Source organism: Aurantimonas marianensis (assembly GCF_024195285.1).
Classification (GTDB): Bacteria; Pseudomonadota; Alphaproteobacteria; order Rhizobiales; family Rhizobiaceae; genus Aurantimonas; species Aurantimonas marianensis.
This window is the reverse complement of record NZ_JALHBS010000059.1, coordinates 1-12,446: the sequence shown is the minus strand read 5'-3', so window position 1 is coordinate 12,446 and position 12,446 is coordinate 1. Positions and strand designations below refer to the sequence as shown.

General features: G+C 65.6%; 14 protein-coding genes. All 14 read right to left on the bottom strand.

Annotated elements, in window-relative coordinates:
- Positions 1-2 precede the first annotated feature (2 nt).
- The gene (locus tag MJ956_RS10645) at positions 3-827 is read right to left on the bottom strand and encodes an alpha/beta hydrolase (protein WP_253964447.1); all 825 of its coding nucleotides are present in this window, start codon (positions 825-827) and stop codon (positions 3-5) included.
- Positions 828-882: 55 nt separating this feature from the next.
- Entirely contained in the window at positions 883-1,332 is a 450-nt protein-coding gene (locus MJ956_RS10640; RefSeq protein ID WP_256477828.1) for a RidA family protein, read from the bottom strand.
- Positions 1,333-1,334: 2 nt separating this feature from the next.
- On the bottom strand, positions 1,335-2,975 hold the full coding sequence (locus MJ956_RS10635) for an AMP-binding protein (protein ID WP_253964445.1): 1,641 nt from the start codon (positions 2,973-2,975) through the stop codon (positions 1,335-1,337).
- 10 nt (positions 2,976-2,985) lie between these two features.
- Positions 2,986-4,140 carry an acyl-CoA dehydrogenase family protein gene (locus MJ956_RS10630; RefSeq protein ID WP_253964444.1) on the bottom strand — a complete coding sequence of 385 codons (1,155 nt, stop codon included), beginning with the start codon at positions 4,138-4,140 and terminating at the stop codon, positions 2,986-2,988.
- Positions 4,141-4,144: 4 nt separating this feature from the next.
- Positions 4,145-4,978 carry an enoyl-CoA hydratase family protein gene (locus MJ956_RS10625; RefSeq protein ID WP_253964443.1) on the bottom strand — a complete coding sequence of 278 codons (834 nt, stop codon included), beginning with the start codon at positions 4,976-4,978 and terminating at the stop codon, positions 4,145-4,147.
- Positions 4,975-5,520, bottom strand: a complete 546-nt coding sequence (locus tag MJ956_RS10620; RefSeq protein WP_253964442.1) for a MarR family winged helix-turn-helix transcriptional regulator — start codon at positions 5,518-5,520, stop codon at positions 4,975-4,977. The genes MJ956_RS10625 and MJ956_RS10620 overlap by 4 nt, the downstream gene beginning before the upstream one ends.
- Positions 5,517-6,296: an SDR family NAD(P)-dependent oxidoreductase gene (locus tag MJ956_RS10615; protein ID WP_253964441.1), complete on the bottom strand. Its 780-nt coding sequence runs from the start codon at positions 6,294-6,296 to the stop codon at positions 5,517-5,519. Before MJ956_RS10615 ends, MJ956_RS10620 begins: the two co-directional genes overlap by 4 nt.
- A gap of 85 nt (positions 6,297-6,381) precedes the next feature.
- Positions 6,382-7,644: a flavin-dependent oxidoreductase gene (locus tag MJ956_RS10610; protein ID WP_253964440.1), complete on the bottom strand. Its 1,263-nt coding sequence runs from the start codon at positions 7,642-7,644 to the stop codon at positions 6,382-6,384.
- Positions 7,645-7,675: 31 nt separating this feature from the next.
- On the bottom strand, positions 7,676-8,134 hold the full coding sequence (locus MJ956_RS10605) for a cupin domain-containing protein (protein WP_253964439.1): 459 nt from the start codon (positions 8,132-8,134) through the stop codon (positions 7,676-7,678).
- Positions 8,135-8,170: 36 nt separating this feature from the next.
- Positions 8,171-8,869, bottom strand: a complete 699-nt coding sequence (locus MJ956_RS10600) for an ABC transporter ATP-binding protein (protein WP_253964438.1) — start codon at positions 8,867-8,869, stop codon at positions 8,171-8,173.
- On the bottom strand, positions 8,869-9,624 hold the full coding sequence (locus MJ956_RS10595; protein WP_253964437.1) for an ABC transporter ATP-binding protein: 756 nt from the start codon (positions 9,622-9,624) through the stop codon (positions 8,869-8,871). Before MJ956_RS10595 ends, MJ956_RS10600 begins: the two co-directional genes overlap by 1 nt.
- Positions 9,621-10,643: a branched-chain amino acid ABC transporter permease gene (locus MJ956_RS10590; protein WP_253964436.1), complete on the bottom strand. Its 1,023-nt coding sequence runs from the start codon at positions 10,641-10,643 to the stop codon at positions 9,621-9,623. The genes MJ956_RS10595 and MJ956_RS10590 overlap by 4 nt, the downstream gene beginning before the upstream one ends.
- The gene (locus MJ956_RS10585) at positions 10,640-11,566 is read right to left on the bottom strand and encodes a branched-chain amino acid ABC transporter permease (RefSeq protein WP_253964435.1); all 927 of its coding nucleotides are present in this window, start codon (positions 11,564-11,566) and stop codon (positions 10,640-10,642) included. Before MJ956_RS10585 ends, MJ956_RS10590 begins: the two co-directional genes overlap by 4 nt.
- A gap of 150 nt (positions 11,567-11,716) precedes the next feature.
- On the bottom strand, positions 11,717-12,446 hold a 730-nt coding region (locus MJ956_RS10580), incomplete at its 5' end, for an ABC transporter substrate-binding protein (protein WP_253964434.1).

Sequence of the window (12,446 nt, the reverse complement as noted above, 5' to 3'; positions counted from 1 at the left end):
TTTCAGGAGTTCGGGGTGCCCGTCAAGATCGCGACGATTTCACCCGCCGGATCGCGGAGTCCGTCGATGACGTCGAAATGATGCTTTCCTGGCCGTTCGATCGCTCGCGTCCGTACGCCGAAGCCATGCCAGACATTGGCGAGCAGCGCGTTCTGGCGGCGAAATTCGTCGAGTTCGTCCCCACCGACCACACAGGTGATGTCGATATTCGTACGCGGTTCGAGAAGCGCCGGGCTTTCGGTCCGCGCCTCGGCAAGATCGAGCCGCAGGGTGTCGTTCATGCCGGTCGCGAGCAACGGGCGAAGATCGTGAACGCCGCTGATCGAAACCGTCCGGTCGATACGATCGGCGGTGGCGCGCGCGATCGGCGCGTCGGTGCAGAGCATGCGCGAGACGAGATGGCCACCTGCGGAATGACCGGAAAGGCGGATCGGCCCGGAGATTTCGCCGGCGACGTGATCGAGGAACGCGCCGATTTCGCGCGTGATCGCGCCAATTGTCGCTTCGGGGCAAAGCGTATAGCTCGGCATCGCGACCGCATGGCCGCGCTGCAGCGCCCCTTCTGCTAGGTGCGACCAAAGCGATTTGTCGAACGCTTTCCAGTAGCCGCCATGGACGAAGACGACGAGACCGCTCGGAGCCGTGTCCGGGAGAAACAGATCGTAGCGGTTGCGGGGCGCGTTGCCATAGACGCAATCGAGCTGGGCGCGTCCATCCAGGGCGAGATACTCGCGGAAGGCGGCGGCGGCGGCGGCCCATCGCGGCGGATAGGACTGCGATCCGGCAATCGCGGCACTGTTGGCGTAGGCCGCGTCGAAGTCGGTCAATGGGCCCGTATCCTGCCGCCGGAAAGATTGCATCATGGCGCGTTTCGATCCTTCGTCAGTCCGGCACGATGGCAGTGGCCTCGATCTCGACCAGCGCCTTTGGCTCGACCAGATCGGAGACCTCGACCAGCGCCATCGCCGGATAGTGGCGGCCCATGACCCGGCGATAGACGGGCCCAAGTTCGGCCAGCGAAGCGCGGTAGGTTGGAATGCTCCTGACATACCATGTCAGCCGCGCGATGTGCTCGGGTCCACCCCCGGCTTCCGCCACGACTGCGAGCACGTTCGTCAGGGTCCGCTCGACCTGGTCGACGAAACCCTCGGGGAATTCCTTATTTTCGTCCCAGCCGATCAGCCCGCCGGTCAGGACCATGTTGCCCCGTCCCATCACGCCGTTGGCGTAGCCTTTTGGCGTCGGCCAACCCGCTGGTTGCAAAGCGGTGAGACCACTCCCGGCGGTCGGGCGATCGGATGTCGCGGCCTCGCCGACGACCGGACGGGTCAGGTTCACGCCATTTCTCCCTGGCTGGCTTCCCGCTGAGCCTGTTGGCGTAGCGCGAAGCGTTGCAGTTTGCCCGATTCGGTCTTCGGCAGCGCCTCGACGAAAACAATCGACCGGGGGTATTTGAAGGGTGCCAGGTCCTGCTTCACATGGTTTTGCAGCGCTTCGACCAAGGCGTCGTCGCCGGTGTGGCCCTCCGCCAGCCGCACATAGGCTTTGACGATGCAGCCGCGATCCGCGTCCGGGGCGCCGACGACTCCGGCTTCCGCGATGGCCGGATGGGCGAGGAGGGAGGCTTCCACCTCCGGCCCGGCAATGTTGTAGCCCGAGGACACGATCATGTCGTCGTCGCGCGCCTTGAACCAGAAATAGCCGTCCGCGTCCTCGACATAGGTGTCGCCGGTGATGTTCCAGCCATTCCTCACATACGCCGTCTGACGGTCGTCGGAGAGGTAGCGGCAGCCGATCGGCCCGCGCACCGCGAGCTGGCCGGGCGTGCCGGTCGGGCAGCGCTTGCCATCGGCGTCGATCACCCGCGCTTCGTAACCTGGAACCGGCTTGCCGGTGGCGCCCGGCCGGATCTCGTCTTCGCGCGCGGCGATGAAGATATGCAGCATTTCGGTCGCGCCGATCCCGTCCATCAGCTTGAGTCCGGTCGCTTCCAGCCACGCCCAATAGGTTGGCGGTGGCAATGTTTCGCCCGCCGAAACGCATTTGCGTAAGGACGACAGATCGAACTCGCCGCTCTTGGCGGCAATCACGCGATAGGCGGTCGGGGCGGTGAAGCAGACGGTCGCGCGATAATCGCCGATCGCCTTGGCGAGATCCGGCGGTGCGGCCTTTTCGATCAGCACGGCCGTCGCGCCGATCCGGAACGGGAACAGAACCAGTCCGCCGAGGCCGAAGGTAAAGGCGAGGGGAGGAGAGCCGATGAAGACGTCGTCCGCATTCGCCCGCAACACCTCTTTTGCATAGCCGTCGCAAATGACGAGGAGATCCCGGTGATAGTGGACTGTCGCCTTGGGCAGACCGGTGGTTCCCGATGTGAAGCCGAGAAGGCAGGGGTCGTCCGCCCGTGTCGCCGGCGCTTCGAACCGGTCGGAAACGTCCTCGATCAGCTCGCGCAACTCCCCGTCGGCAGTTCCGGACCACGTTACGACGCGGGCGAGCACAGGCGACGCGACGGCGGCTTTATCCATCTCGGCGATCAGCGATGCATCGCAAAAAGCCAATCCGATCTCGGCCTTGTCGATAATCTTGACGAGTTCCTTTGCCCTCAGGAGCGGCATCGTGGCCACGACCACACCGCCGGCCTTGATGACCGCCATATACAGCGCCACCAGCGTCGGATTGTTGGCCGAGCGAAGCAGCACCCTGTTGCCGGGGACGAGGCCGAGCTTGCCGACCAGCACATTGGCCATCCGGTCGATCATCCGGGCCAGTTCGACATAGGTCCAGGAGACGTCCGGGCCTATCAGCGCGACGCGTTCGCCTCGGCCCTCGGCGACGTGCCTGTCGACGAGTTCGACCGTGGCGTTCAGCCGCGCCGGATAGCCGAGACGATCGAGGGTGATGAAGTCCGGCATCAGGTGAGGTGGCGGCAAATTGTCGAGGACATAGGTATCGACGTGGCACGTGTCGGTCATAGCGTTCTCCTCAAGCGACTTGCGACAGGAGTTGGCGGGCGATGATGAGTTTCTGGACCTCCGTGGCGCCTTCATAGATTCGCAGCGCGCGGATCTCGCGATAGAGCGTCTCGGGAACCGACCCGGAACGCACCCCTTCGGCGCCGTGGATCTGTACGGCACGGTCGATGACCTTCTGGGCGCTTTCGGTCGCCACCATCTTGGCCATCGCCGCTTCGCGCGTGATCCGCGGCGCGCCGGCATCGCGAGTCCAGGCGGCGCGGTAAACGAGGAGGGCGGAGGTATCGATGGCCGTCGCCATTTCCGCCAATGCGGTCTGGGTGAGCGGCAGATCAGCGAGCGGCCCGCCGAAAAGTTGACGGGTGCGCGCCCGGTCCAGCGTTGCGTCGAGAGCGCGGCGGGCGAAGCCGAGCGCCGCGGCGCCGACCGTCGAGCGGAACACGTCGAGCGTCGCCATGGCGATCTTGAAGCCTTCGCCGCCCTTGCCGATGCGGTTCGCCGCCGGTATCCGGCAATCTTTGAAACGCAGCAGCGCGAGTGGATGCGGCGCGATCGTCTCCAGCCGCTCGGCAATGACGAGGCCGGGCGTGTCGGCAGGCACGGAAAAGGCCGAAAGCCCCTTCGCGCCCGGCGCCTCGCCGGTGCGAGCGAAGACCACGTAATGATCGGCGATGCCGCCATTGGAGATCCAGGTCTTCTCGCCGTCGAGCCTGATCATATCGCCGTCGGTGGGCGTGGCCTTAAGCGCGATCTGGGCAACATCCGACCCCGCCTCGGGCTCGGTCAGGGCGAATGCCGCGATCGTCTCGCCGGCGCGCACGCCCGGCAGAACGCGCCGCTTCAGCTCGTCGGACCCGGAGAGGGTCAGGGCCCCGGTGCCGAGCCCCTGCATGGCGAAGGCGAAATCGGCCAGGCCGTCGTGACGCGCGAAGGTCTCGCGCAGGATGCACAGGCTGCGGACGTCGAAACGACCATCCTCCGGCGCAGCATGAACGAGGAAGCCAGCCGCGCCCATCGCCTCGACCAGCCGGCGGCAGCTGGCGTCGATGTCGTGATGATCGGCGAGAGCGGCGATTTTATCTGCGGCCCAGCGCTCGACATCGTCCGCCAGCCGGCGGTGGCGCTCCTCGAAGAACGGCCAGGCGAGGAAGCTCTTGTCCGCCATCGTTTCAGTTTCCCTGGAAGACCGGCCGCCGCTTCTCGGCGAAGGCCTCGAAGGCGCGGCGAAAATCGCCGGTCTTCATGCACAGCGCCTGGGCGATCGCCTCGGCGTCGATGGCCTCGTCGACACCCATCGCCCATTCCATCTGCAGCATGCGCTTGGTCACCGAATTGGCGTAGGTGGGCCCCTCGGTCAGCGCTTCGGCCATCTCCATGGCAGCATCGAGTGCGCCGCCCTTGTCGGTAAGGCGGTTGAAGAACCCCCAGCGCTCGCCCTCTTCGGCGCTCATGAAGCGGCCGGTGTAAAGAAGCTCGGAGGCGCGGCCCTGGCCGACGATGCGCGGCAGGATCGCGCAGGCGCCCATGTCGCAGCCGGCAAGGCCGACGCGGTTGAACAGGAACGCGACCCTGGCGCCCGCCGCTCCGACCCGCATATCCGACGCCATGGCCATGATCGCACCGGCGCCGGCGCACACACCCTCGACCGCACTGATCACCGGTTGCGGGCAAGCCCGCATCTCCTTGACCAGATCGCCGGTCATCGTCGTGAAGGCGTGGAGCTCCGACGCACCCATCTTGGTCAGCGGCTCGATGATCTCGAAAACGTCGCCGCCGCTGGAGAAATTGCCGCCGGCGCCGGTGAGCACGACGGCCGTCACCGTGTCGTCGAAGCGCAGCGCGTGGAAGGTGTCGCGCAGCTCGGCATAACTCTCGAAGGTCAGCGGATTCTTCCGATCCGGCCGGTTCAGCATCACCGTCGCGATCCCGCCCTCGATCGACAGGCGGAAATGCTCCGGCGCGAAGTCGGCGAGTGGCGCGGCGACCGCGTTCTGGCGTTTCATGATGTCTCTCCGCGGATGGTCGGCGTCCGTGCGCTGTTGCCCGCTTTGCGGACGGAGGCCTTCAGATCGCCCAGCTGGTTCCAGAGCGCCTCCTGTTCGGTCGGAGCGAGTTCCCCGAGCATCTCGGCGATCCAGTTGCCATGCGCCTCCGCCATCGTCGCGAAAACCGATCGTCCCTTGGCTGTCAGGCGAACACGGACCGCACGGCGATCGGTCTCGGAGACCTGACGTTCGATGAGGTCTTCCTGGACAAGACGATCGACGAGCCCTGTCACATTGCCGTTGGAGACCATCATCCGGCGGGACAGCTCGCCCAAGAGAATGCCGTCCGGCGAGCGCTCGAGCTGCGCCATCAGATCGAAGCGCGGAAGCGTGGTGTCGAACTCCTCGCGCAGCCGTTTGCGGATCCTGGCCTCGATCAGATTGGCGCAGGTCAGGAGCCGCAGCCAGAGGCGCAATTCGGCGCGGTGGTATTGCGGACTTTCACGCACCTTGGATTCGGCATCGATTGGGTCCACCGTCTCGCGTCTGGCATTGCTCACAGCTCACCTCCCGCGACCGTGATCGCCTGGCCGGTGATGGCCGAGGCGCCGGCGCCAGCCAGCCAATGCACACAATCGGCCACCTCATCTGGGCGGATCAGCCGACCGAGAGGATTGGCGCCGGTGAATTCGGCGAGAAGGTCGGCGCGCGCGCGCCCGGTCTTCTGCTCCAGCCGATCGAGCGACCCTGATACGCGGTCGGTGTCCGTGTAACCCGGACACACGGCGTTGACGGTTATGCCCGTCGGCGCGAGTTCCAATGCCAGCGCCCGGGTGAGTCCGACGACGGCATGTTTGGCGGCGCAATAGGCGCCGACATAGGGATAACCCTTGAGCCCAGCGGTCGAGGCAATCGTGACGATCCGGCCGACGCCGCGCTCCTTCATGGGCGGCAATACCGAGCGTATGGCGGTAAGCACCGGCTCGACATTCAACGCCATCATCCGCCGGAGCTGGTCGACGTCGAGCCGGGAGACCGGGGCTGTCTCGGCTCCACCAGCGTTGTTGACCAGGATGTGGATGGGGCCAGAGCGTTTGGCCGCCATGCCGAGCGCCTCTTCCAAGGCCGAGGCATCGGTGACATCCGCCGCGACGGCGGCCGCGGCTCCGAGTTCGGCGCAAACCTTTTCGGCCCCATCGTGAGAGCGTGCCAGCACTGTCACCGTATCGCCCGAAGCGACAAAGCGCCCGGCGATCGTCCGCCCGATGCCGCGTGAGGCGCCGGTGACGAGGATATGTCGGGGCCTTCGTTCGATGGTCACGGGATCATCCTGCATCCAGAAACTATTTTAACATTAAACTAATAAATCGCACTTGCAATCAGCATCGTGAATGACTCGTCCTCCCCTTGGAGAACTTGTCTCAGGCGTTGGCGGCCTTGCGCTCCGCCTGACCACTCGATTGGGCGGCAAAGCCGGCCTTGCCCGCATAGAAGCTGACGATTGCCTGGCGTTCGGCGCGGGTCAGCACGGCATCGACGTGATCGAAGCCACCCGGCGCCAGCTTCTCGACTTCGTCGATGACCCGCTCGGGGCCGCCTTTTCGGTTGAGTTGCACCACCTCGGCGGTCGTCGGCAGCCGGTCCCGTTCGTATTCCCACAGGGCTTGGCAGGGGTGCTCGGCGCGATGCAGGGCGTCGGCGAGGGAGCGGGCGTCGAGGATTGCCTGCGAGGCGCCGTTGGAGCCGACCGGATACATCGGATGGGCCGCGTCACCGAGCAGCGTAATCCGCCCGAAGGTCCAGCGGGGGAGGGGGTCGCGGTCGCACATCGGATATTCGAATGCTTGCGGCGTCGCCTCGACGAGCGCCGCGACATCGAAATCGGGAATGGTGAAGCGCTTGGCGTAGGGCAGCACCAGCGAGCGCAGTGCCGGACGGGACCAGCTTTCCGGCGGCGGCGGCGAGGTCTTGCCGTCGGCCATCTTGACGTTGACGACCCAGTTCATCAGCTGCTTGCCGCCGCCGAGTTCGGCGATGGGATAGAGCACGAATTTGGCGCCCATGCCGCCGCCGATCGCCATCGTCCGACCGTCGCCCCACGCGGTCGATTCGGTCGCGCCGCGCCACATCAGAACGCCGTTCCAGCAAGGCGCTCCCTCGTCAGGGTAGAAGTGACGGCGGCCGGCCGAGTGGATGCCGTCGGCGCAAACGAGGATGTCTCCCCGCACCGTCGTTCCCGCGTCGCCCTTCACCGCGTCGGTGAAATGCGCGGTCACGCCGCCTTCGTCCTGCATGAACCCCGAAAGGCTCAGCCCGGTCTTCACCGCGTCCGGCCCCAGCCGTTCGATCACGGCGTCGTGGATGACCTTCTGCAGTTTTCCGCGATGGATCGAGAATTGCGGCACGGGGTGGCCGGCGTCGGTGCCGCGCGGCTCGCGCCAGACCTCCTGGCCTTGGCGGTTGTAGTAGACGAGCTCGCGGGTGCGGATGCCGACCTTGTCGAGCGCCGGCAGCAGCCCGACCTCGGCGAGTTCCCGGATCGCATGGGGGAGGGTGTTGATCCCGACCCCCACTTCGCGAACTTCGGAAGACTGCTCGTAGACCTCGGCCCGGATGCCGCGCTTGTGCAGCATCAGCGCGGCGGTCAGACCGCCGATGCCGGCCCCGACGATGATCACTTTCATGGTCTGTCCTCCAGTCCCTCGGCCGTGTGGATCACTCGGCATCCGGCGGCGGCAGGAAATCCACTTCGTGCTTGGCGGAGATCGCCACGACTTCGGCCGGATCTGCCTCCGGCCCGAGATTGTGCAGCGCCCAGAAAAGATCGTAGAGCCGGCGCGCCGGCGAAACCCAGAAGAGGCACTTCACGTCGGCATCGCTGCGGTTGAAGATACCGTGCGGTATGCCGCGTGGCAGGCGGATCGTATCGCCCGGCTGGGCGAAGGTCTCCTGGCCATCGAGGACCAGATCCAGCCGGCCCTGAAACATGTAGATGAACTCATCCTGGGTCGGATGGATATGCGGCGGCACGAAGGTGCCGACCGGAAACGTCGCGTGCCAGGACAGCGAACTCTCGCAGTGCTGCTTCGGGATGTAGGTCTGGCCGAGAATGTTCCAGCGGATGCCGTCGATGCCTTCGTCGGCCTTTGTCACCCCGGCGGTCATGATCGTCATCGCATATCTCCCTTCGACATCGCGTGTTGGTTGGTCTCAGACGTGCAGGAACCGGTCCTTGATCCCCGGTGTCGATCTGAGTTCGTTCGTCGTTCCGGTCCAGGCGACGCGGCCCTTCTCGATAACGACGTGACGGTCGGCAAAACGGGCGAGCGCATCGACGTTCTTGTCGATGACGAGGATCGCCGCCCCGGCATCCTTGATGGCGGCGAGGCAGGTCCAGATCTCCTCGCGGATGAGCGGAGCCAGGCCCTCCGTCGCTTCGTCGAGGACGACGAGGCGAGGATTGGTCATCAGCGCGCGACCGATCGCCAGCATCTGCTGTTCGCCGCCGGACAACTGATTGCCCATATTGCGCCGACGTTCCTGAAGGCGTGGGAACAGCCGGTAAATTTTGGTCAGCGTCCATTCGGCGGGCCCCGTACCGGCGCGGTGGGTGGCCACGAGGTTCTCCTCGACCGACAGCGTCGGAAAGATCTGTCGCCCTTCCGGCACCAGGCCAAGGCCGTGCTTGGCGATGACGTGGGGCGGGCACCCGGTGACGTCGTCGCCGTCGATGAGAATTCTGCCGCCGCGCGGCTTCAAGAGCCCGAACAGCGATTTGACGGTCGTGGTCTTGCCCATGCCGTTGCGGCCGAGCAGCGTGACGGCCTCGCCGGCGGCGACCGAAAACTCCATCCCGAACAGGACGCGGGAGTCGCCATAGCCGCTTTCCAGCGCCTCGATCGCCAGCATCAGGTCGCCTCCTCTTCGCCGAGATAGGCATTGCGGACTTCGGCGTCCGCGCGCACCTCCTCGGCCGCGCCGGTGGCGATCAGCCGGCCGTAGACGAGCACGCTCACCCGATCGGCGAGCGCGAAGACGGCCTCCATGTCGTGCTCGATCAGCACCAGCGTATGGGTGGCTTTCAGCTCCCGCATCAGGTCGACGAGAATGGCCGATTCCTCGTGGCCGGTGCCGGCGAGCGGCTCGTCGAGCAAGAGCAGGCGCGCTCCCGTGGCGAGCGCGATCGCGATTTCGAGCTGCCGCTTCTCGCCGTGCGACAGGCTGCCCGCCCGGCGGTCGGCCCGGTCGTCCAGCCGGACGCGCGCAAGCGCCGCCATCGCCTCGTCGTTCAGCCGCCTTTCGCGCGCCGCCGGCGCAAAGAAGCGGAAGCTTGAGCCCGTCCGCGCCTGCACGGCCATCGCGGTGTTCTCCAGGACGCTGAAGCCGTCCAGGATCGAGGTGATCTGGAAGGATCGCGCGAGCCCGCGGCGCACCCGCTCGACCATGGACAGGCGGGTGATGTCCTCGCCGGCGAAGCGGACCGTGCCGGAATTGCTGCGCAGACTGCCGGAGAGCTGATGGATCAGCGTCGTCTTGCCGGCGCCGTTCGGCCCAATGATTGCGTGGAGTTCGCCAGGTGCGACGTCAAGGCTGACATCGTCGGTGACGGCGAGGGCGCCGAAGCTTTTTCTGAGATTGCGGAGTTCGAGCAGCGGCGCGCTCATGGTCCCGCTCTCCCGAAAAGCCGACGACCGAGGCCGGCGATCCCGCCTCGGGTGAAGAGGACCATGAGAACCAGAAGGATGCCGAGCCAAAGCTTCCAGTGCTCGGAGAATTGCGCCAGCCAGTCCTCGAGCAGCAGGAAGGCGATCGCCCCGGCGATCGCGCCAATCAGGGTGCCCATGCCGCCGAGCACGACCATGACGATGAGCTCGCCGGAGCGCTGCCAGCTCATGTAGGCGGGCGACACGAACTCCGCCTGGTTGGCGAGAAAGACCCCGGCGACGCCGGCGATCGCGCCCGCGATGACATAGGCGGTCAGCTGATAAGGGAAGGGTGCGAAGCCGATCGCCTGCATGCGAAGCCGATTGTCGCGCGTGCCGCGGAGCACCCGGCCGAAACGTGAGGCGACCAGCGCCCTCAGGCTGATAAAAGCGAGAATTAGGAAGCCGAGGGCGCCGTAGAAAAGGACGAGATCGCTCTCCAACACATCCGTACCGAACAGCGTTGAACGGTTGGAGAGAGTGATGCCGTCATCGCCGCCATAGGCCGACAGCGAGACCATGAAGAAATATGCCATCTGGCCGAAGGCGAGGGTGATCATGATGAAATAGACGCCCTTGGTCCGCAGCGAGATCGCCCCGGTGATCAGGGCGAAGAACGCGCAAGCCAGGATGGCGGCGAGCGTCTGAAGAAAAATGTCCTCGATGCCGTTCGCCGCGAGGATCGCGACAGAATAGGCACCCAGACCGATGAAGGCCGCATGGCCGAAAGAAACCATCGCGCCGTAGCCGAGGACGAGATCGAGCGAGAGCGCCGCGATGGCGAAAATCGTCAGGCGGGTGGCGGTGACGAGCAGGAAAGGATCGCCGAGCACCCAGGCCAGCAACGGCAAGAGCCCGAGAGCGGCGAAGATGACGGCGGCCGCGACGCTGGCGCCATGGCGCCCGAAAAACGGGCGACGGATGGGGCCGATGTCGACCCGCGAAGTGGAGGCGGCGGCGTCCGACAGGCCCGTGGTCATTGCGCCGCCCCCTTGGCCGGGAACAGACCGGAGGGCCGGAAGAACAGTACCGCCGCCATCAGGATGTAGATCAGCATCGGCGCCAGGGTTCGACCGGTCTGCGAGGCGGCCGACGGATCCATCAGGCTGCGCAACAGGATCGGCCCGAAGGTGCGGCCGAGCGTGTCGACCAGGCCGACGAGGATCGCCGCGACGAAGGCGCCGCGAACCGAGCCGACGCCGCCTATAACGATGACGACGAAAGTCAGGATCAGGACGCTGTCGCCCATGCCGGGCTCGACGGAAAGGATCGGCGCGACCATGGCACCGGCAAAGCCCGCCAGCATCGCCCCGAGGCCGAAGATGAGCATGAACAGCCGGCCGATATCGACGCCGAGCGCCGAGACCATCGGCCCGTTGGTGGCGCCGGCCCTGAGCAGCATGCCGATCCGCGTGTGATTGACCATCAGATAAAGGCCAAGCGCAGTGAGGAGACCGGACGCGATGATGGCCACCCGGAAGAACGGATACCGCATATTGCCGATGAGCGGGATCGAGCCGGAAAGGATATCGGGGATCGGCACGCTCATCGGTGCCGCGCCCCAAATGATCTTCACGCTCTCATTGAGGATCAGGATGAGCCCGAAGGTGGCGAGCACCTGATCGAGATGATCGCGGTCGTAGAGACGTCGGAAGATCAGGAATTCCAGAACGATACCGAAGGCGAGCGTCGCCGGCAGGGCAAGGGCGAGCCCGAGGAAGAAATCACCGGTGAAGGCGGTGAAGGTCGCCGCGAGGTAGGCGCCGACCATGTACAGAACGCCGTGCGCGAGATTGATCAGGTCCATGACCCCGAAGATCAGGGTCAGCCCGGCGGCGACGAGGAACAAGAGGATGCCGAGCTGGATCCCGTTCAGCGCCTGGAGAAGGAAAAGGTTGAACATCCGTGCCCTTCGGCGGCTCGTTCATCGCGGCAAACGGCCATGATGCCATCCTGGCACCGCCAGTCCAGAACGGCGGCGCTCGACGTCAAGATCGACACCCGCTCGGCGCCGGCCGGGGGTTGGTCCCCCGCCGGCTTCAGCAGCAGTCCGCTACGGCATCTTGCATTCGGCGGCGTAATTGTCCTGGTAGTCGTCGAAAATCTTTTCGGCGATCTCAGTCTGGTATTTGCCGTCGTCGCGCTTGGCCACCTTGACCAGGTAGAAGTCCTGGATCGGGTAGTGGTTGTTGCCGAGCTTGAAATCGCCACGCAGCGACTGGAAGTCGGCGGCCTCGAGCGCCGAGCGCAAGGCATCCTTGTCGTCGAGCTTGCCGGCGGCCTTGACCGCGCTGTCGATCAGCTGCGCGGCATCGTAGGCCTGCATGGCGTAGGTGCCGGGCACACTGCCGTATTTTTCCTCATAGGCGGCGACGAAGGCCTTCGACTGCTCGTTGTCCATGTCCGGCGCCCAGTTGGCGCCGCCGTAGAACCCGACGGCCGCATCCTGCTGGGCGGGCAGCGTCGTTTCGTCGACGGTGAAGGCGGACAGGAACGGAATGTTGTCGAGCCCGGCCTGCCGATACTGCTTGACGAGGGTCACGCCCATGCCGCCCGGCATGAAGGTGAAGACGGCGTCCGGCTGCTCTGCGGCTATCTGCGCGAGCTCGGCCGAGAAATCGAGCTGGCCGAGCGGCGTGTAGATCTCGTTGACCACCTCGCCCTTGTAGGAATGCTTGAATCCGGCCAGCGAATCCTTGCCGGCCTGATAGTTCGGGGCCAGCAGGAACAGGCGCTGGTAGCCCTGGTCCTGAGCGTATTTGCCGAGAACCTCGTGAACCTGA

Coding starts and splice junctions, on each gene's coding strand:
- MJ956_RS10635 (WP_253964445.1), bottom strand. CDS start 2,975: ATGACCGACACGTGCCACGTCGATACCTATGTCCTCGACAATTTGCCG.
- MJ956_RS10630 (WP_253964444.1), bottom strand. CDS start 4,140: ATGGCGGACAAGAGCTTCCTCGCCTGGCCGTTCTTCGAGGAGCGCCAC.
- MJ956_RS10625 (WP_253964443.1), bottom strand. CDS start 4,978: ATGAAACGCCAGAACGCGGTCGCCGCGCCACTCGCCGACTTCGCGCCG.
- MJ956_RS10615 (WP_253964441.1), bottom strand. CDS start 6,296: ATGCAGGATGATCCCGTGACCATCGAACGAAGGCCCCGACATATCCTC.
- MJ956_RS10610 (WP_253964440.1), bottom strand. CDS start 7,644: ATGAAAGTGATCATCGTCGGGGCCGGCATCGGCGGTCTGACCGCCGCG.
- MJ956_RS10605 (WP_253964439.1), bottom strand. CDS start 8,134: ATGACGATCATGACCGCCGGGGTGACAAAGGCCGACGAAGGCATCGAC.
- MJ956_RS10600 (WP_253964438.1), bottom strand. CDS start 8,869: ATGCTGGCGATCGAGGCGCTGGAAAGCGGCTATGGCGACTCCCGCGTC.
- MJ956_RS10595 (WP_253964437.1), bottom strand. CDS start 9,624: ATGAGCGCGCCGCTGCTCGAACTCCGCAATCTCAGAAAAAGCTTCGGC.
- MJ956_RS10590 (WP_253964436.1), bottom strand. CDS start 10,643: ATGACCACGGGCCTGTCGGACGCCGCCGCCTCCACTTCGCGGGTCGAC.
- MJ956_RS10585 (WP_253964435.1), bottom strand. CDS start 11,566: ATGTTCAACCTTTTCCTTCTCCAGGCGCTGAACGGGATCCAGCTCGGC.